Source organism: Haloferax sp. Atlit-4N (genome assembly GCF_003383025.1).
In the GTDB taxonomy this organism is placed as follows: Archaea; Halobacteriota; Halobacteria; order Halobacteriales; family Haloferacaceae; genus Haloferax; species Haloferax gibbonsii.
Genome location: NZ_PSYY01000001.1, coordinates 536,971 through 554,763, shown reverse-complemented (window position 1 = coordinate 554,763; position 17,793 = coordinate 536,971). Strand labels below are relative to the sequence as shown.

The window sequence follows — 17,793 nt, the reverse complement described above, 5'->3', positions numbered from 1 at the left end:
GGCCGCCGATTATCATACGCTGTATTTTTGGGACGATTGTCCAACATCGAACACGAGATATGGATGTGCTACCACGCAACAGCCGAGCGAGTCGTCGCGCCGAGGGGTCAGTCTCGGGGCGCTCGCACTCCCTCACGACTGGGGCATCGTAGCGTTTTATCCGCCGGCCCGCCCACGTGCGGACATGACTACTCAGGGAATCGTCGGACAGTTCCTCTCGCTGAAAGAGGAGACCGACGCCGACCTGCTCGCCATGCAGTGCGGCGACTTCTACGAGTTCTTCGCCGACGACGCCGAGACCGTCGGCCGCGAACTCGACCTCAAGGTCTCCCAGAAGTCCTCGCACGGGTCGTCGTATCCGATGGCGGGCGTGCCGCTGAACGACCTGACGCCCTACCTCAAGGCGCTCGTCGAGCGCGGCTACCGGGTCGCCGTCGCCGACCAGTACGAGACCGAGTCCGGCGACCTCCGCCGCGAAATCAAGCGCGTCGTCACGCCGGGGACGCTCCTCGAAACGTCGCGCGCCGACGCGCAGTTCCTCGCGGCCGTCGTGACCGACGGCGACGGGGTCGGCCTCGCGTTCGCCGACATCACCACCGGCCAGTTCCTCGTCACCGAGGCCGCGACCGTCGACGACGCCGCGGCCGAACTCTACCGCTTCGCCCCCGTCGAAGTCCTCCCCGGCCCGGAACTGCGCGGCGACGACGAGACCCTCTCTCGGCTGCGCGAGGCCACGGACGCCTCCTTCTCGCTTTTCTCCACCGAGGCGTTCGCGCCGGGTCGCGCCCGCCACGCCGTCCGCGAGCAGTTCGGCGCGTCCACGGTCGACAGCGTCGGCCTCGACTCCGACCTCGCGACCCGCGCCGCCGGCGGCGTCCTCGCCTACGTCGAGGAGACGGGCGCGGGCGTCCTCCGGTCGATGACCCGCCTGCAGGTCTACCACCCCTCGGACCTGCTCGAACTCGACGCGACCACCCAGCGCAACCTCGAACTCATCGAGACGATGCACGGCGACCGCTCGGGGTCGCTGTTCGACACGATAGACCATACCGTCACCTCCCCCGGCGGCCGCCTCCTCCGGGAGTGGTTGACCCGACCGCGGCGCGACCGCGACGAACTCGCCCGCCGACTCGACGCCGTGCAGTCGCTCGCCGCGGCCGCCCTCGCCCGCGAGCGCGTTCGCGAGGTGCTCGACGGGGCGTACGACCTCGAACGGCTCGCCTCCCGGTCGGCGTCCGGGAGCGCCGGCGCGTCCGACCTGCTGTCGGTCCGGGACACCCTCTCCGTGCTTCCCGCGCTCGCCGACGCCATCGAGGGGACCGAACTCGCGGACTCCCCGCTCGCGGAAGTCGTCTCGCGGCCGGACCGGGACGCCGCGGCCGACCTCCGCGCCGACCTCGCCGACGCGCTCGCCGAGGACCCGCCGAAGACGGTCACGCAGGGCGGGCTGTTCCAGAAGGGCTACGACGACGAACTCGACGCCCTCATCGAGCGCCACGAGTCGGCGAAGTCGTGGCTCGACACGCTCGCCGACCGCGAAAAGCGGGACCACGGCCTCTCGCACGTCACCGTCGACCGCAACAAGACCGACGGCTACTACATCCAGGTCGGCAAGTCGGTCGCCGACCAGGTGCCCGAACACTACCGGCAGATAAAGACGCTCAAGAACTCAAAGCGCTTCGTCACCGAGGAGTTAGAGGAGAAAGAACGCGAGGTGCTCCGGCTCGAAGAGGCCCGCGGCGACCTCGAATACGAACTGTTCGAGGACCTCCGCGAGCGCGTGGCCCGGCGCGCCGAACTCTTACAGGACGTGGGCCGGACCATCGCCGAGGTGGACGCGCTGGCGTCGCTCGCGACCCACGCCGCCGGCAACGGCTGGACGCGCCCCGAACTCACGGACGCCGGGGCGCTCGACATCGAGGCCGGTCGCCACCCGGTCGTGGAGACGACGACCGACTTCGTCCCGAACGACCTCCGCATGGACGACGAGCGCGGCTTCCTCATCGTCACCGGGCCGAACATGTCCGGCAAATCGACGTACATGCGGCAGGCGGCGCTCATCACGCTCCTCGCGCAGGTCGGTAGTTTCGTCCCCGCGCGCTCGGCGACCGTCGGCGTCGTCGACGGCATCTACACCCGCGTCGGCGCGCTGGACGAACTCGCGCAGGGTCGCTCGACGTTCATGGTCGAGATGCAGGAACTCTCGAACATCCTCCACTCGGCCACCGAGGACTCGCTCGTCATCCTCGACGAGGTGGGCCGCGGAACCGCCACCTACGACGGCATCTCCATCGCGTGGGCGGCCACCGAATACCTGCATAACGAGATACGGGCCAAGACGCTCTTCGCCACGCACTACCACGAGCTGACGATCCTCGCGGACCACCTCGACCGCGTCGCCAACGTCCACGTCGCGGCCGACGAGCGCGACGGCGACGTGACCTTCCTCAGGACCGTCGTCGACGGCCCGACCGACCGGAGTTACGGGATTCACGTCGCCGATTTGGCGGGGGTTCCGCGCCCGGTCGTCGACCGCGCCGCCGACGTGCTCGACCGGCTCCGCGAGGAGAAGGCCATCGAGGCGAAGGGGTCCGGAACCTCGGAGCCCGTACAGGCCGTCTTCGACGTGGGGAGCGGACAGATGAACGTCGCGGAGGGCGGCGACGCCGCCGGCGATTCGGCGGGCTCCGGCGCGCCCGCGAACGGCGCGACGGGCAACGGGTCGGCCGGGGCGCTCGCCGGGGCGAGCACCGAGGCGGCCGACGCCGAGACAGAGACCGAGTCCGGGGCCGCGGTGGACCCGGAGGCCGAAGCCGTCCTCGACGAACTCCGGGCGACCGACGTGAACGACACGTCGCCGCTGGACCTGATGGCGAAGGTGCAGGCCTGGCAGTCGAAACTGGACGGCGGTGACGGCGAATGAGCGACATCAAACAGCTCGACGAGAAGACCATCCAGCGCATCGCCGCCGGCGAGGTGGTCGAACGACCCGCCTCGGTCGTCAAGGAACTGTTCGAAAACAGCCTCGACGCGGACGCGACGCGCATCTCCGTGGCCGTCGACGCCGGCGGCGTGGAGGGCGTCCGCATCCGCGACGACGGCGTCGGCATGAGCGAGGAGGACCTCGAACTCGCCGTCCGCGAGCACACGACGAGCAAAATCGGCGACATCGAGGACCTCGAAGCCGGCGTCGGCACCCTCGGCTTCCGCGGCGAGGCGCTCCACACCATCGGCGCGGTCTCGCGGCTGACCATCCGGTCGAAGCCCCGCGGCGGCGACGTGGGGACGGAGCTGAACTACGAGGGCGGCGAGGTCGAGTCGATTCGGCCCGCCGGCTGTCCCGAGGGGACGGTCGTCGAGGTCGACGACCTGTTTTACAACACGCCCGCGCGCCGGAAGTTCCTCAAGACGACGGCGACCGAGTTCGACCACGTCAACGCGGTCGTCACCCACTACGCCCTCGCCAACCCCGACGTGGCCGTCTCGCTCGAACACGACGACCGCGAGGTGTTCGCCACCGAGGGTCGCGGCGACCTCCAGTCGACCGTGCTCTCGGTGTACGGCCGCGAGGTCGCGGAGTCGATGGTTCCGGTCGACCGCGACGCCCCCGGCGTCTCCGTCTCGGGGCTCGTGAGCCACCCCGAGACGACCCGAAGCACCCGCGACTATCTCTCGACGTTCGTCAACGACCGCTACGTTACCGACCGCGTGCTCCGCGAGGCCGTCCTCGACGCCTACGGCGGCCAACTCGACGCCGACCGCTACCCCTTCGCGGTGCTGTTCGTCGAGGTCGCGGCCGACGCCGTGGACGTGAACGTCCACCCGCGGAAGATGGAGGTCCGCTGGGACGACGAGGCCGGCGTCAAGCGCGACGTGACCGACGCGGTCGAAGACGCCCTGCTGAATCACGGCCTCGTCCGGTCGTCGGCCCCGCGGGGCCGGTCGAAAGCCGACGAGGCGGCCATCGAACCCGGCTCGCCGGACGACGACGACGCGGCGTCGATGGACCCCCACGAGGTCCGGGAAGCGGAATCGGCCGGCGAAACAGACGACGCGGACCCCCCGTCCGCGCGGGACGTGCAGTCGGCGCGGGAGGCCCGCGAGTCGGACGCGCGGTCGAATCCGGACCCAGACGCGGTCGCGGCCGACGACGCCGGACCAGACACCACGACTGCAACTGAACGTGGGGCGGGAGTCGGCACCGACAATCCGGCTGACGGCGACGCCGATGCGTCCGCCGAGACGCCCGAGGGTTCGGGGGGTTCGTCCGGTTCGACTTCGCCCTCGACGCCGGCGTCCGCGCCGCCGACGCCGCCCCGCGAGTACGACCTCGCGCCGGGACCGGAGACGACCGAGCAGTCGTCGCTTTCGACCGACGACGAGACTGAACCGGAGGCGGCGCAGGCACCGAGGCCGTCCGACGACCCCGAATCGGAGACCGAGTCGGACAGCGAAACCCCGCCACGTCGTCCCTCGCGCATTACCGCGCCGACGACCCAGCGCGACCTCTCCGGGGAGGAGGCGGACCTCTCGCCCGAGTTCGATTCGCTCCCGTCGATGCGAATCATCGGCCAACTCGCGGACACCTACATCGTCGCCGAGACCGGCGAGGGGTTGGTCCTCGTCGACCAGCACGCCGCCGACGAGCGCGTGAACTACGAGCGCCTGAAGGGCGAGGTCGAAGGCGACACGCCGACGCAGGCGCTGGCCGAACCGGTCGAACTCGAACTCACGGCGCGCGAGGCGGCGCTGTTCGAGGAGTACCGCGAGGCGCTGGCGCAGGTGGGCTTCCACGCCGGGCGGACCGGCGAGCGGACCGTCTCCGTGCGGACCGTCCCGGCGGTGTTCGACGCCGCGCTCGACCCCGGACTGCTCCGCGACGCGCTGACGGCGTTCGTCCGCGAGGAGGCCGACGGCGGCCGGAAGACCGTCGACGCCGTCGCCGACGAACTGCTGTCGGACCTCGCGTGTTACCCCTCGATTACGGGCAACACGTCGCTCCGGGAGGGCTCCGTGCTCGACCTGCTCGCCGCGCTCGACGACTGCGAGAACCCCTACGCCTGCCCCCACGGCCGCCCGGTCATCATCGAGTTCGACCGCGACGAAATCGCCTCGCGCTTCGAGCGCGACTACCCCGGCCACGGCGGGCGACGACGCGAGGAGTAGCCGGCGCGGGTCGGTCGCGTTGCCGCCGCTATCCGCGACCCGGCCTCCGATTCTCGGAACCGATAGCATCGGCGAGGATTCAAGTCGGGGCACCGAGACGGTGGAGGCGATGAACCCGCTGGTCTTTCTGGGCATCTGCTTCGGGCCGCTGGCGCTCGTCGTCTCGTATCTCTTCACGGCGGCGACCGGACCGAGCGTGCCGCCGTGGGCCGACGCGGCCGGGCAGGCGATTCGGCTCTACGGGACGGCAGCCGCCGTGGTCGTCGGCCCGCTGGCGCTCCACGCCGACCGGCTGGACCTCGCCCGCGAGAGCGACTGGGTTCCCTCGCCCGTGTACTACCTCGTGGCGATTCCGTTTCTGAGCATCCCAATCGCGTTCATCTACCTGGTCCGGCGATTGACCGCCGCGTGAGCCGGCGCGGGGGGCGAGCGAATCGACTGCATGCGTGTCATTCGACGGCAACGCCGGAGGTTTATATCGCGCCCGCGAACGGCCGTCCATGACAGCACTCGTGACCTTCGGCGAGACGATGCTTCGGCTGTCGCCGCCGCGTGGCGAGCGACTCGAGACCGCCCGCGAACTCGAAGTGCAGGCGGGCGGCGCGGAGTCGAACGTCGCCGTCGCCGCCACCCGACTCGGAGGGGACGCAGCGTGGTTCTCGAAGCTCCCGGACTCGCCGCTCGGCCGGCGAATCGTCGGCGAACTCCGGAGCCACGGCGTCGACACCGACGGCGTCGTCTGGACCGACGACGCCCGGCAGGGCGTCTACTACCTCGAACACGGGGCGTCGCCGCGCCCGACGAACGTCGTCTACGACCGCGCCGACGCGGCCGTGACGACGCTGGAGACGGGCGAAACCGACCTCGACGCCGTCCGCGACGCCGAGGTGTGCTACACGAGCGGCATCACCCCCGCGCTCTCCGAGACGCTCCGCGAGACCACGGCCGACGTGCTCGATGCGGCGCAGGACGCCGGGACGACGACCGCCTTCGACCTGAACTACCGGACGAAGCTCTGGTCGCCCGAGGAGGCGGCCGAGGGCTACCGAGCCCTGCTCGGCTCCGTCGACCTGCTGTTCGCCGCCGAACGCGACGCGGCGACCGTCCTCGGGCGCGACGGCGACGCCGAGTCGGTCGCCCGCGGGCTCGCCGAGGACTACGGTATCGAGACCGTCGTCGTCACCCGCGGCGAGGAGGGGTCGCTCGCCGTCTCCGGCGGAGCGGTGTCCGAACAGGGCGTCTACGAGGCGGAGACCCGCGACGCCATCGGGACCGGCGACGCCTTCGTCGGCGGCTACCTCGCCAAGCACCTCGACGGCGGGAGCGTGGCCGAGTCGCTGCAGTGGGCGTCGGCGACGGCGTCGCTCAAGCGGACCGTCGACGGCGACATCGCGGTCGTCAACCCCGAGGACGTCGAGCGCGTCGTCGCCGACGAGGGCGACGGCATCTCGCGGTAGGGTCGCCCGGCGACCGGCGGCGACCGGCAGGCGTATTTCCGTCCGTCCAGTAGCCGCCGACATGGAGGTCACGACGACCGGCCGGTTCCGGGTCTATCGCAGTCCGCGCGACGGAGACGAACTCCTCTTGCTCGAACTCCCCGAGGAGCGCGTCGACTGGACCGACCCGGCCGTCGAGACCGACGCCGACGACGCCTACTCACCGACCTACGTGCCACAGACCGGCTACGACGGCGACCTCGCAGAGCGCGTCTCGGCGCTCGAACCCGGAAACGAAATCGAGGCGACGTTGACGTGGGACGACGGCGACCCGCAGTTTGCGGACGTGTCGGTCCGCGACCGGACCCGCTTTCGGTTCGTCGGTGCCGCGACGGGGCTGTTCGAGGCCGCCCGCGAGACGTGGCAGGCGACCGGCGACGGCGAGGCCATCGGCTCGCGCGTCACCTACGGCACCGACGGCGACCCGAACGCCGTGCTCTACGTCTTCGCGAAACAGCCCGGCGCGCGCGACCTGTTCGACGAGTTCGGCGACGGCGTCGTCCCCGTGGACCCGCTTTTAGACCGCCTCGACGACGAGGCCGACGTCCCCGACGCGCCCCGCGAGGTGTTCGTCTTGCGCCCCCTCGACGAGGAGTTCGTCCTCGTCGCCATCGCGCTCGACCGAGACGGACTGTTCGCGCGGACGATGCGCGACACCTACTGCTGACGCGCCGCGGGTCGTCGCCGGTCACTCCCGAGGCGCACTCGGTCACTCGGCGTCGCTCGGCGCACGGGAACCGCACTCAGAACACCGATAGACGGCCCGCCAGCCGCCGCCGGTGACGAACCGCCGCCGAAACGAGTGTCTCGCGCCGCACTCGTCGCAGACCGTCGGCGGTCCGTTCGGGTCGGACGGGTCGCGCATACGCCGAGTCGTGGCGGAGAGGACTAAATGCCACCGTCGCCAGTCGTCGCCGACGCCGTCGTGTCCGGGCGGCGAGCGGCCGGCGAGCGGGCGGGGTGCGGCCGGCGACGAGTTCGACTGAACTGACAGACTCGACAGAAAAGCGGGGACGACGAAGCGTTAGTTCTCTTGGGTCCAGCGCTGGTAGACCGCGGAGCCGCCGAGAACGGCGAAGACGAGCGAGCCGAGACCGGGCGCGCCGACGCCGGAGATGACCGGGACGCCGACAGCAGCGGCGATCATGAGGACGATGCCGAGCGCGGCGAGCGCGGCGTAGTACTCGCTCCACGAGAGTTCGCCCTCGGGGACGACCTCCATGTAGACCGTCACGTCGCCCGCCTCGGCCAGCGAGACGACCTTCGACTCGTCGTCGTAGTTCACGATGTCCAGTTCGGCGAGTTTGGGGATGTGGGTCTGTTGCAGCGAGACGTAGGCGCTCTGGCGGATGTTCCGCGGCGGCGGCGACTCCCCGGTCTCCGCTTCCGCGATGCGCTCCGAGAGTTCGCGGAGGGTCAGGTCGCCGTCTTGGAGGAACTCGATGGCCATCCGACGGCGGTCGTTACTCAGTACCTCGTGGATTCGCGTCTCGGAGAGTCCGGGTTCGGATGTTGTCGCCATACGAGGATTCGATCGATTTGTGACTGGTCGCTTCTTCTATATTAACAGTTCGCCTCCGGAATCGCCGTCCGGAATAACGAGTATCGGCAGAAACCAAGGCCCTTATTTCACTCTAACGCCCGAATTGCGGCTCTATTTCGACTGCCAATCGGCCAAAAGATACATTAATGACACGTTCTGCGCCCGACGCGACCCGAAACGTAGTGGCCCGGTGACACGAATTTCTCGCACGCATCACCGGGGGTTACGATGCGGTCGTCGCCAACGGCCCCGCGCCTGCGGACTGTCAGGAACCGCTCGGCCCGTTCGCCAGCGAAGGGGCGTCCGGCGGAACGAGCCCGACGAGCCCGACGAGAAGACTCAACAGGCCGCGGCGACGACATCGGTCGATGAGCGACCCCGTCCCCGTCATCATCTACACGCGTACGGAGTGTCACCTCTGCGACGAGGCGGAGGCGACCGTCCGCGAGGTCGCAGGCGAGACGGACGTCCCGGTCGAAATCGAACTCGTGAACGTCGATACCGACGACGAACTCAGCGAGAAGTACGGGGAGCGAGTGCCGTACGTCTACGTCGACGGCCGACCGGCGTTCAAGTTTCGCGTCGACGCCAACCGGCTCAGGGAGAAACTGACCGCGGCCCAGGAGTGAGCGCCGTCACTCGGCGTCGTCGATGTCGACCCACTCGACGCCGCGGAACTCGAAGCGCGCGCCGCCGTCGGTGCCGTCGGTGAGCGTGACCGACCAGCCGTGGGCCTCGGCGATGTTTTCGACGATAGCCAACCCGAAGCCCGTCCCGGTTCGGTCGGTCGTGTACCCGTGTTCGAACACCCGCTCGCGGAGCGACTCGGGGATGCCGTCGCCGTCGTCTTCGACGTAGAAGCCCGCGTCGTCGTCGAGTCGGCCGACGGTCACGGTCGCGGCCGCGCCGCCGTGCTCGGCAGCGTCACCAGACGTAGTCTGATTGCCTGTGGAACCGTGTTCCACAGCGTCGTCGGATGGAGTCCGACTGCCTGTAGAACCATGTTCTACAGCGTTGCGAAACAGGTTCTCGAACAGTTGGAGGAGCCTGCCCGTGTCGGCGCGGACCACGCCGAGGTCGAGCGGTTCGAGACGGGCGTCCTCGGTGGCGACGAAGCTCCACGCGTGGGTGACCTTCGACCGGAGGTCGACCGCCTCGAACTCCGTGACCGGCGAGCCCTGTCGGGCGAGCGTGAGCAGGTCGCTGATGAGGGCGTTCATCCGTTCGAGCGCCGTCTCTATCTTTTCGAAGTGCTCCGGGTCGCCGGTGTCGGCCGCGATTTCGAGGTAGCCCTTGGCGACCGAAAGCGGGTTTCGGAGGTCGTGTGCGACCACGGAGACGAACTCGTCGAGGCGCTCGTTCGCCGCCGCGAGTTCGGCCTCGCGGTCGCGGAGCGTCTGTTCGCGCTTCGCCCGCTCGACGGCCGACGAGACGGTGGACGCGAGCAGTTGGAGGAGTTCGACGTCGACGTCGGTGAACGCCCCCTGACGGGTGTCGCCGGTGAGGAGGACGCCGTACTCGCCGAGCGGGACGTGGACCTCAGACTCGATGGACGAGTCGGGGTGCTGCACCTCCGACCCGCCGACGGTTCGCTCGTACACCCGCACCTCGTTGGCGTCGAACGCCTCCCAGATGAGCGTCTCCTCGCCGTCGCGGTGGAGGGTGGGCGACTCGCCGAACACCTGCCGGGCGGCGTCGGACTGCGCGACCGGGACGAGCGCGTCGTCGTCGGGGTCGTAGAACCACACGCCCGAGATGGGCCAGCCGACCACGTCGCGGACGGCCTCGACGGCGACGGCCGCGACCGCCTCGCTCGTCTCGACGCGGAGGAGTTCGCGGGCGACCGACTGCAGGTCGCGAAGCGCCCGTTCGAGGCGCTCGCGCTCGGCGGCGTCTCTCCCCGGGAGACGCGTCCCCGCGTTCACTCCGGCTCCGGAGTCGCACTGGTCCGCGACTTCCCCGGCGTCGAGGCTCGCATCGTCGGTACCGGCTCTGTCCGCCGCGGCTGTGGCATCGGAGGCGACCTCTCGGATGAAGACGCTTACCCCGCTGTCGTCGGGGTAGATTCGCGCCGAGACGCGAACGTCGAAGGCGTCGATTCGGGTGTCGAGTCGCGTCGTGGCTCCCGACGCCATCGCGGCTTCGAGCGCCCCGTGAATCTCGGAGCCGACCTCGGGGAACAGCTCGCGGAAGTCGCGGTTGAGTGCCTCCGCGGCCGGAACGCCGGTTCGCTCGGCCATCGCGTCGTTCCAGTAGCTGACGGCCCAGTCGTCGTCTAACGCGAAGATGCCGTCGGTGACGCGGCCGTAGACGGTCGCGAGGTGCGCGTCGGACTCGGTGAGTCGCTCCTGGACGCGGTACTGCGACACCGCGTTGAACACGCGGCTCGCGAGGAGGTGGAAGTCCTCGTCGCCGGCGGTCCGCCGGACGTAGTCGCTGACGCCGAGCGAAATCGCGCGGCTCGCCACCGCCTCGTCGCCGTGGGCGGTGTAGAGGATGAACGGCAGGTCGGACGAGCGGGCGCGAACGGCGGTGAGGAGGTCGAGGCCGTCGCCGTCCCGGAGGTGGTACTCCGAGACGACGCAGTCGACGCCGTCGTCCTCGACGACGGAGATACCGTCGATGACGGCGGTCTCGCCCCGGACGTCGAGCCGGTCGGACTCGCGTTCGAGCGCCGTCGCGACGAGGGCGACGAACTCCGGGTCCCGGCCGACGTAGAGGACGGAGATGGGGTCGTCACCGCCGTTCCCGGTGGTGTCGTCGGGGGTGGACATACTCGTTCGAGAGCCGTGAGTTCAATAGGTGTTTCGTCAGCAGCAGCGACCGACGGCCACGGGTTCAGCGACGGGGGCGAGCCGTACGGTTCGCGCTCCGGTCGCTCGGACGGGGCGGGCGTACGACTATGGCCTCGGCACCCCTTTGGATACTCATGGAAGCTGACAGACGACTCCTCCGACAGGCGCGCGAGCGACTCGACGGGTGGACCTACACGGCCCGCGACCGGGCCTACCGCGAGCTGTTCGCCGGCGACGACGCCGCCGTCACCGCCGAGGAGCGGCAGCTTCTCGACGAGGTGGACGCGGAGCTCGCCGGCGACGGCGGCGACGGACTCTGGGGGACGGACGAGTACGCGGTCGTCATGGGACACCCGAAGAATCACCCGATTTCGGTCGTCTGCACCCGTCACTCGGAGATTCCCTCGTCGTGGTCGCGGGGCGGGGAGAGCCTGACCGAACCGGAGCGCGAGCAGTTCAACGACCTCCTGTGGGACTACTGCGAGCGCGTCCGCCGGTACGTCCAAGACGAGGTCAACGAGTTCGTCGGGGTCGCCGGCGTCCCCGAGGAGTAATCCGAGGCCGATGCGCGTCATCCACCCGGCGGACCACCGGCCCTGTTATCGCTGCGGCGAGCGCGCCGACGTGGTCGTCGCCCGCGGCCACGACCTTCGGTACTGCTGTTGGGACTGTTCGTACTCGCTTCTCGAACACGGCGGCGTCATCGTCGCCGGCGAACTGGGGAAGTCCCGCCCCAGACCCCCGTGAGCCGGCGGCAGGCCGCCAGAGACCCCATATCGCCGCTCTGGAGCTCCGTTCGCCTCGATTCCGACGCCGTGAGAACGAGTCCCGCATTCAAGCCCGCGGAGACCCTAACAGTCGACTATGAGCGACGCAGATACGCTGGACGCCGTCCGTGAGTTCGAACACGACGGAACCACGTACAAGATGGCGGACCTGACCGTTCTGGAAGAACAGGGGCTCTGCGAACTCGACCGACTGCCGGTGAGCATCCGCATCCTGCTTGAATCCGTGCTTCGAAACGTCGACGGCGACATCGTCACCGAGGAGGACGTGCGGAACGCCGCCTCGTGGGAGCCGGACGTGCCGAACGTCGAAGTCCCGTTCACGCCGTCTCGCGTGGTGCTACAGGACCTGACGGGCGTGCCCGCGGTGGTCGACCTCGCGGCGCTCCGGTCGGCCGCCGACCGCGCCGGGAAGGACCCGAAACTCGTCGAACCCGAGGTCCCCTGTGACCTCGTCATCGACCACAGCGTGCAGGTGGACTTCTTCGGCTCGCCCGACGCCTACGAGAAGAACGTCGAACTGGAGTACGAGCGCAACGCCGAGCGCTACAAGGCGCTCAAGTGGGCGCAGAACGCCTTCGACAACTTCAGCGTCGTCCCGCCGGGGACGGGCATCGTCCACCAGGTGAACCTCGAACACCTCGGGCGCGTCGTCCACGACCGCGAGTGGCGCGGCGACCGCTGGCTCCTCCCCGACACGCTCGTCGGCACCGACAGCCACACGCCGATGATAGGCGGCATCGGCGTCGTCGGCTGGGGCGTCGGCGGCATCGAGGCCGAGGCGGCGATGCTCGGCCAGCCCATCACGATGAAGCTCCCCGAGGTCGTCGGCGTCAGACTCGACGGCGAACTGCCGGAGGGGGCGACCGCGACCGACCTCGTGTTGCACGTCACCGAACAGCTCCGCGAGGTCGGCGTCGTCGACCGGTTCGTCGAGTTCTTCGGCCCCGGCGTGGGGAACCTCTCGGTCCCCGACCGGGCGACCATCTCCAACATGGCCCCCGAACAGGGGTCGACCATCAGCGTCTTCCCGGTCGACGAGGCGACGCTGGACTACCTCGAACTCACGGGCCGCGAGCCCGAACACATCGAACTCGTCCGCGAGTACCTCGACGCGCAGGGGCTCTTCGGCGAGCAACACCCCGAGTACACGGAGACGGTCGAAGTCGACCTCTCCGCCGTCGAGCCGAGTCTCGCCGGGCCGAAGCGCCCGCAGGACCGCGTCGCCATGGGCGACATGAAGACGCACTTCCGAAAACTGCTCCACGGCGAGTTCGAGGAGGTCGTCGACGACGTCGACGAGGAGGCCATCGCCCGCTGGCTCGGCGAGGGAGGCGACGGCGGCGACGGCGAACTCGCGGGCGACGGCGGGACGCTGACCGAGACGCCCGAGACGGCCCCCGAAGAACCCGACCTCGGCGAACTGACCAAACGCGTCGAAGTCGACCTCGGCGGCGAGACGGTCGAAATCGGCCACGGGAGCGTCGTCGTCAGCGCCATCACGTCCTGTACGAACACGTCGAACCCGTCGGTCATGGTCGCCGCGGGCCTCCTCGCGCGCAACGCGCTGGAGCGGGGTCTCGACGTGCCCGACTACGTCAAGACGAGCCTCGCGCCGGGGAGCCGCGTCGTCACGGAGTACCTGAAGAAGGCCGACCTGCTCCCGCACCTCGAAGCGCTCGGCTACGACGTGGTCGGCTACGGCTGTACGACCTGCATCGGCAACGCCGGCCCGCTTCCGGAACCCATCGAGAACGCCATCGACGAACACGGGCTGTGGACGACGAGCGTCCTCAGCGGCAACCGCAACTTCGAGGCGCGCATCCACCCGAAGATTCGCGCGAACTACCTCGCCAGCCCGCCGCTCGTCGTCGCCTACGGCCTCGCCGGCCGGATGGACATCGACCTCGAGACCGACCCGCTCGGCACCGACGACGAGGGCAACGCCGTCTACCTCGCCGACATCTGGCCGGACGCCGACGAGATTCGAGCGACCATCCACGACAGCGTCGACCCGTCGATGTTCCGCGAGAAGTACGCCGAGGTGTTCGAGGGCGACGAGCGCTGGGAGGCGCTCGAAGCGCCGACCGGCGACGTGTACGACTGGGACGACGAGTCGACCTACATCCGCGAGCCGCCGTTCTTCACGGACTTCCCGCTGGAGAAACCCGGCGTCTCCGACATCGAGGACGCCCGCTGTCTCCTGACGCTCGGCGACACGGTGACGACCGACCACATCAGCCCCGCCGGGCCGTTCGGGTCGAAGCTCCCGGCCGGCCAGTGGCTCATGGACCACGGCGTCGACCCCGTGGACTTCAACACCTACGGCTCCCGCCGCGGGAACCACGAGGTGATGATGCGCGGGACGTTCGCCAACGTCCGCATCGAGAACCAGATGCTCGACGACGTGGAGGGCGGCTACACGGTTCACCACCCGACGGGTGAGGAGACGACCGTCTTCGAGGCCAGCCAGCGCTACCGCGAGGAGGAGACCCCGCTCGTCGTCCTCTCGGGCGTCGAGTTCGGGACCGGTTCCAGCCGCGACTGGGCGGCCAAGGGGACTGACCTCCTCGGCGTCCGCGCGACCATCGCCGAGAGCTACGAGCGCATCTACCGCGACAACCTCGTCGGCATGGGCGTCCTCCCGCTCCAGTTCGAAGACGGCGACTCGTGGGAGTCGCTCGGCCTCGACGGCTCCGAGCAGTTCGACATCCGCGGCCTCGACGACGGCCTCGAAGTCAACGACGAACTGACCGTGGTCGCCACGAAGGACGACGGAAGCGAAATCGAGTTCGACGTGACCGCGCAGGTCGGCACGCCCGCCGCGGTGACGTACGTCGAAAACGGCGGTATCCTCCACTACGTGCTCCGTCGGCTCCTGACCGAGAACTGAATCAGGACGCTGCGCCGGGGAACTGAGTTGGGGAACTGAGTCGGAGCGGCGACCGGCCGCCTCCGACCCACGCGTCGGACTCGCCGAGAATCACGAACCGCCGAAGACGCGTAGATTCATCAGCCACGGCGTGCTATGTGATGTCATGGCAACCGTGACACCCGCGGTCCGCCCGACGTGGACGGACCTCATGCGTCGCGGAGCGGCGACCGCGGCGGTCGCGACCGTCGCGAACGCGCTCCTGTTGACGCTCGTCCTCGAAACGGGTCTCGTCGAGGTCTTCGGACCGCTTTCGTACCCGCCGGTCGTGTTTCTCTCGGCCGCCGGCGCGGTCGCGGCGACGCTCGTCTACGGACTGCTCGCGGGCCGCGTCGCGGACGCGGACCGGACGTTCCTCAGGGTCGCCGTGGCGGTGCTCGTAGTGTCCTTCGCACCCGACCTCGGACTCCTGTACGTCGACCCCGGAGCGACGGTCCCGGGCGTTCTCGTGTTGATGCTGATGCACGTCGTGGTCGCGGCGGTCTGCGTGGCGTCGCTCACCGAACTCGGCTGGGGCGTCCCGGAGGGTAAACGACCGGACCCGACCGACGAGTGACCGCCTGACGCTCGACGCGCGGGCGCTTCCGTGCCACTCGTATTTAGGACGGCCTAAAAACCGAAGACACTATGTTGTTTTAGGTTGCCCTAAATGGTATGACCAGAGCGGATTCCGAGGCAACCGCGTCGACGGCGTCCTCGCAGGGAGATTGAGATGAACGCTGAGCGCACCGCGGGCGTCAGGGACGCGCTGGACCGCGTCGAACGCGAGCGCGAACAGGTGCTGGCGAAGCGGCGGGCCGTCAGGCGGTTCGAGCGGCGCGTTCGAAAGCTCGCCGCACGGCCGGAGCGCCCACCGAGCGGGACCGTCCGAGCGACCGCCTGCGGGACCACATCGATACCCGCGGCGACGCGACGAGACGCCGGCCCGGGGCGACGGCGGGTCCGGGAGCTATTCGCGGAGACGATACGCCCGCACAGCGTCTCCGACGTGAACGGGTCCGAACCGCTCGCGGTGACGATTCGCGAGGAGTTCGGCCCCGAGGTCGCGACGGCGCTCTCCCCCGACGCTGGGGGGCGGTTCACACCGGCGGTCAAGGAGGCGGTCGTGTCGGCGGCGACGGACCGGCAACGGTGCCTCGACGGGATGCGCCGGGCGCTCGACGCCGAGGAACGGTCGCTCCGGGCGGCGCTCGCCGTGCTGGACGAGTGCGAGAACTGGCTGGGCCGGGCGGACGCGACGCCGCTTTCGGAACTGGGGTTCGAGGGGCTCCGGCAGCGCCACGAGACGCTGGCCGACCACCGAGAAGCGTGCGACCGACTCGTCCGCGAGCGACAGCGGCATCTCGACGGGGCGACCCGCCACACCGCGGCGGTCGAAATCGACCACCGGTTTCTCGCCGAGTATCTCTACGAGGACCGCGCGACCGACTACCCGGTCTTGACGGCCGCGACCCGCGCGGCGGGCGTCTGCGCGGATTGCCAGCGGGCCGTTCGCGACCACCTCGTCCGCCGCGTATGATCGGCGCGCCGCAGTACCTCCTCACGCTGTACATCGCCGAGCGGGAGGACGACGAGGAGACGCCGATTTCGCCGGGCTACGTCGCCGACGCGCTCGACCGCTCGCCGCCCGCGGCGACCGAGCGCCTCCAGAACCTCGACGCGAAGGGGCTCGTTCGCTACGAGCCCTACGAGGGCGCGACGCTCACCGACGAGGGTCGCGACGCCGCCGGAGAGCTCTACGACACCTACCGAATCCTCTCGCGGTTCTGTCGGGACGTGCTCGGCGTCGACGACCACGAAGAGGAGGCGATGCAACTGGTCGGAAACGTCAGTCCGACGGTTGCCGAACGGCTCGCGGCGACGCTGCTCCGCGGGGGCGACAACCGCGGCGAAGCGACCGAGGCGAACGGGGCGGCCGAATCGGCCGAATCGGCGTCGCAACCCTCCCCCGACAGCCCCGCGAGCTGAACACGTCGCGGTAAAGTCGCCTCCGGTACTGATAGTTGTCAACAAATAGCACGCAAATACCGCCGCAGAACCGCACCCTTTTTGTTTTAGGTTTCCCTAAATCATCGTAATGGCCGCTGGTACGCAGTCGAACGCTGAATCCGCGTCGGAACCGGACCGACCCGACTCCCCCGAGATATCCGTCTGCAAGGGCGGGCCGGGGAAGTCGGTGTTCATGGAGTCGGGCAACAGCGACGGCTGGATTTCGAGCGACGTGACCGTCGACGTCACGCGGTAACTCCGTTCGGACCGGGTTGCGCGGAGTGCGGACCTGACGAGCGCAGTAGCTGAACAGCGCTGGCAGCTATCGCGAGAAAAAGCGTAGAACGTCGGAAACGTCGGAACGGGGGCGTCGTCCTCCGACGCGTCGGCGGCGGTGCTTACTGGACGAGCGTGTCGTCTTCGAGGTAGTGGTCGATGACGTGGGCGTGTTCTTCGATTTCGATGAGCTGCTCGCGGAGCATGTGCGCCGTCGCGTGGTCGCCGAGACCCGCGGCGAGTTCGATGTGCTCGCGGTAGCTCTCGATGATGTCGCCGTACATCTCGAGGTCGTTCGAGAGCGACGTGCGGATGTCGTAGACGTCCTCGTCCTCGGGCTCGACGGTCGCCGCCTCGCTCAGCGCCGGCATGCTGGCGTGGGGGACGCCGCCGATGGACTGGAGGCGCTCTGCGATTTCGTCCGCGGCCTCCTCGACTTCCTCGTAGGCCTCCTGGAGGAACTCGTGGATGCGGAGGTGCTCGGCACCCTCGACGTTCCAGTGGTGCTTGTGGAGCTGGTGGTAGAGGACGTAGGCGTCCGCGAGGTCGGTGTTCAGCGCTTCGATTATCTGTTCGGCCTTCTCGGTGTCGAGCCGAACGGGGTTGTCGCCGACGCTGCCTGCTTCCTTGAGGACTGACTTCTGCGTGCTCATTACAATCAGTAGTTGGGACCGAGGCCACTTAATACTTATCCGAGAACAAACAATTTTTCGTGTGGCCTAAAACATCGTTTGCCGGAACCGTCTGATTGCTTCTAAAACGGCGAATGACGTGTGTGAGATAGGCACACGACCTGGGCCGGTGAATACAC

General features: G+C 69.1%; 17 protein-coding genes. 13 read left to right on the top strand and 4 right to left on the bottom strand.

What is annotated here, in order from left to right:
* The first annotated feature begins 184 nt into the window (after positions 1-184).
* The 5 genes from mutS (at position 185) to C5C07_RS02955 (ending at position 7,329) form a co-directional block, all read left to right on the top strand.
* The gene (mutS, locus tag C5C07_RS02975) at positions 185-2,923 is read left to right on the top strand and encodes a DNA mismatch repair protein MutS (RefSeq protein ID WP_115804519.1); all 2,739 of its coding nucleotides are present in this window, start codon (positions 185-187) and stop codon (positions 2,921-2,923) included.
* Positions 2,920-5,166 carry a DNA mismatch repair endonuclease MutL gene (gene mutL / locus C5C07_RS02970; protein ID WP_115804518.1) on the top strand — a complete coding sequence of 749 codons (2,247 nt, stop codon included), beginning with the start codon at positions 2,920-2,922 and terminating at the stop codon, positions 5,164-5,166. Before mutS ends, mutL begins: the two co-directional genes overlap by 4 nt.
* A gap of 109 nt (positions 5,167-5,275) precedes the next feature.
* Entirely contained in the window at positions 5,276-5,578 is a 303-nt protein-coding gene (locus tag C5C07_RS02965) for a hypothetical protein (protein ID WP_004973272.1), read from the top strand.
* Between the two features lie 88 nt (positions 5,579-5,666).
* The gene (kdgK1, locus tag C5C07_RS02960; protein WP_004973274.1) at positions 5,667-6,623 is read left to right on the top strand and encodes a bifunctional 2-dehydro-3-deoxygluconokinase/2-dehydro-3-deoxygalactonokinase; all 957 of its coding nucleotides are present in this window, start codon (positions 5,667-5,669) and stop codon (positions 6,621-6,623) included.
* A 61-nt stretch (positions 6,624-6,684) separates the two neighbouring features.
* The gene (locus C5C07_RS02955) at positions 6,685-7,329 is read left to right on the top strand and encodes a DUF6663 family protein (protein ID WP_050458634.1); all 645 of its coding nucleotides are present in this window, start codon (positions 6,685-6,687) and stop codon (positions 7,327-7,329) included.
* A 42-nt stretch (positions 7,330-7,371) separates the two neighbouring features.
* Here C5C07_RS02955 and C5C07_RS21560 read toward each other — a convergent pair whose 3' ends face one another.
* Both C5C07_RS21560 and C5C07_RS02950 read right to left on the bottom strand, forming a co-directional pair.
* Complete coding sequence (locus C5C07_RS21560; RefSeq protein ID WP_004973279.1) at positions 7,372-7,527, bottom strand: hypothetical protein; 156 nt, start codon at positions 7,525-7,527, stop codon at positions 7,372-7,374.
* 159 nt (positions 7,528-7,686) lie between these two features.
* Positions 7,687-8,184 carry a hypothetical protein gene (locus C5C07_RS02950; protein WP_004973284.1) on the bottom strand — a complete coding sequence of 166 codons (498 nt, stop codon included), beginning with the start codon at positions 8,182-8,184 and terminating at the stop codon, positions 7,687-7,689.
* Positions 8,185-8,573: 389 nt separating this feature from the next.
* On the opposite strand from C5C07_RS02950, the gene C5C07_RS02945 reads away from it, so the two are divergent.
* Positions 8,574-8,834 (top strand): glutaredoxin family protein, encoded by a 261-nt coding sequence (locus C5C07_RS02945; protein ID WP_115804517.1) that lies wholly within the window; start codon positions 8,574-8,576, stop codon positions 8,832-8,834.
* Between the two features lie 6 nt (positions 8,835-8,840).
* Here the strand turns inward: C5C07_RS02945 and C5C07_RS02940 are convergent, their stop codons facing one another.
* Positions 8,841-10,979 carry an ATP-binding protein gene (locus tag C5C07_RS02940; RefSeq protein ID WP_115804516.1) on the bottom strand — a complete coding sequence of 713 codons (2,139 nt, stop codon included), beginning with the start codon at positions 10,977-10,979 and terminating at the stop codon, positions 8,841-8,843.
* Between the two features lie 155 nt (positions 10,980-11,134).
* Between C5C07_RS02940 and C5C07_RS02935 the strand changes: the two genes are divergently transcribed.
* From C5C07_RS02935 to C5C07_RS21555, 7 genes are all read left to right on the top strand, one after another.
* Complete coding sequence (locus tag C5C07_RS02935) at positions 11,135-11,554, top strand: hypothetical protein (protein ID WP_050458631.1); 420 nt, start codon at positions 11,135-11,137, stop codon at positions 11,552-11,554.
* Between the two features lie 10 nt (positions 11,555-11,564).
* Complete coding sequence (locus C5C07_RS02930) at positions 11,565-11,747, top strand: hypothetical protein (RefSeq protein WP_004973290.1); 183 nt, start codon at positions 11,565-11,567, stop codon at positions 11,745-11,747.
* A 117-nt stretch (positions 11,748-11,864) separates the two neighbouring features.
* Positions 11,865-14,678, top strand: a complete 2,814-nt coding sequence (locus C5C07_RS02925) for an aconitate hydratase (RefSeq protein ID WP_115804515.1) — start codon at positions 11,865-11,867, stop codon at positions 14,676-14,678.
* Between the two features lie 145 nt (positions 14,679-14,823).
* Positions 14,824-15,273: a DUF6069 family protein gene (locus tag C5C07_RS02920; RefSeq protein WP_049904976.1), complete on the top strand. Its 450-nt coding sequence runs from the start codon at positions 14,824-14,826 to the stop codon at positions 15,271-15,273.
* Positions 15,274-15,429: 156 nt separating this feature from the next.
* The gene (locus C5C07_RS02915) at positions 15,430-16,236 is read left to right on the top strand and encodes a hypothetical protein (protein WP_004973297.1); all 807 of its coding nucleotides are present in this window, start codon (positions 15,430-15,432) and stop codon (positions 16,234-16,236) included.
* Positions 16,233-16,685, top strand: coding sequence for a metal-dependent transcriptional regulator (locus C5C07_RS02910; protein WP_004973299.1), 453 nt, complete (start codon positions 16,233-16,235; stop codon positions 16,683-16,685). The genes C5C07_RS02915 and C5C07_RS02910 overlap by 4 nt, the downstream gene beginning before the upstream one ends.
* A gap of 109 nt (positions 16,686-16,794) precedes the next feature.
* On the top strand, positions 16,795-16,962 hold the full coding sequence (locus C5C07_RS21555) for a hypothetical protein (RefSeq protein WP_004973301.1): 168 nt from the start codon (positions 16,795-16,797) through the stop codon (positions 16,960-16,962).
* Positions 16,963-17,104: 142 nt separating this feature from the next.
* On the opposite strand, the gene dpsA is transcribed toward C5C07_RS21555, so the two are convergent.
* Positions 17,105-17,635, bottom strand: coding sequence for a DNA starvation/stationary phase protection protein DpsA (dpsA, locus tag C5C07_RS02905; RefSeq protein WP_004065235.1), 531 nt, complete (start codon positions 17,633-17,635; stop codon positions 17,105-17,107).
* Between the last annotated feature and the right edge of the window lie 158 nt (positions 17,636-17,793).

What these genes read in the sequence shown, in the direction of transcription:
- mutS (WP_115804519.1), top strand. Translation starts at nt 185, where the DNA reads ATGACTACTCAGGGAATCGTCGGACAGTTCCTCTCGCTGAAAGAGGAG.
- mutL (WP_115804518.1), top strand. Translation starts at nt 2,920, where the DNA reads ATGAGCGACATCAAACAGCTCGACGAGAAGACCATCCAGCGCATCGCC.
- C5C07_RS02965 (WP_004973272.1), top strand. Translation starts at nt 5,276, where the DNA reads ATGAACCCGCTGGTCTTTCTGGGCATCTGCTTCGGGCCGCTGGCGCTC.
- kdgK1 (WP_004973274.1), top strand. Translation starts at nt 5,667, where the DNA reads ATGACAGCACTCGTGACCTTCGGCGAGACGATGCTTCGGCTGTCGCCG.
- C5C07_RS02955 (WP_050458634.1), top strand. Translation starts at nt 6,685, where the DNA reads ATGGAGGTCACGACGACCGGCCGGTTCCGGGTCTATCGCAGTCCGCGC.
- C5C07_RS21560 (WP_004973279.1), bottom strand. Translation starts at nt 7,527, where the DNA reads ATGCGCGACCCGTCCGACCCGAACGGACCGCCGACGGTCTGCGACGAG.
- C5C07_RS02950 (WP_004973284.1), bottom strand. Translation starts at nt 8,184, where the DNA reads ATGGCGACAACATCCGAACCCGGACTCTCCGAGACGCGAATCCACGAG.
- C5C07_RS02945 (WP_115804517.1), top strand. Translation starts at nt 8,574, where the DNA reads ATGAGCGACCCCGTCCCCGTCATCATCTACACGCGTACGGAGTGTCAC.
- C5C07_RS02940 (WP_115804516.1), bottom strand. Translation starts at nt 10,979, where the DNA reads ATGTCCACCCCCGACGACACCACCGGGAACGGCGGTGACGACCCCATC.
- C5C07_RS02935 (WP_050458631.1), top strand. Translation starts at nt 11,135, where the DNA reads ATGGAAGCTGACAGACGACTCCTCCGACAGGCGCGCGAGCGACTCGAC.
- C5C07_RS02930 (WP_004973290.1), top strand. Translation starts at nt 11,565, where the DNA reads ATGCGCGTCATCCACCCGGCGGACCACCGGCCCTGTTATCGCTGCGGC.
- C5C07_RS02925 (WP_115804515.1), top strand. Translation starts at nt 11,865, where the DNA reads ATGAGCGACGCAGATACGCTGGACGCCGTCCGTGAGTTCGAACACGAC.
- C5C07_RS02920 (WP_049904976.1), top strand. Translation starts at nt 14,824, where the DNA reads ATGGCAACCGTGACACCCGCGGTCCGCCCGACGTGGACGGACCTCATG.
- C5C07_RS02915 (WP_004973297.1), top strand. Translation starts at nt 15,430, where the DNA reads ATGAACGCTGAGCGCACCGCGGGCGTCAGGGACGCGCTGGACCGCGTC.
- C5C07_RS02910 (WP_004973299.1), top strand. Translation starts at nt 16,233, where the DNA reads ATGATCGGCGCGCCGCAGTACCTCCTCACGCTGTACATCGCCGAGCGG.
- C5C07_RS21555 (WP_004973301.1), top strand. Translation starts at nt 16,795, where the DNA reads ATGGCCGCTGGTACGCAGTCGAACGCTGAATCCGCGTCGGAACCGGAC.
- dpsA (WP_004065235.1), bottom strand. Translation starts at nt 17,635, where the DNA reads ATGAGCACGCAGAAGTCAGTCCTCAAGGAAGCAGGCAGCGTCGGCGAC.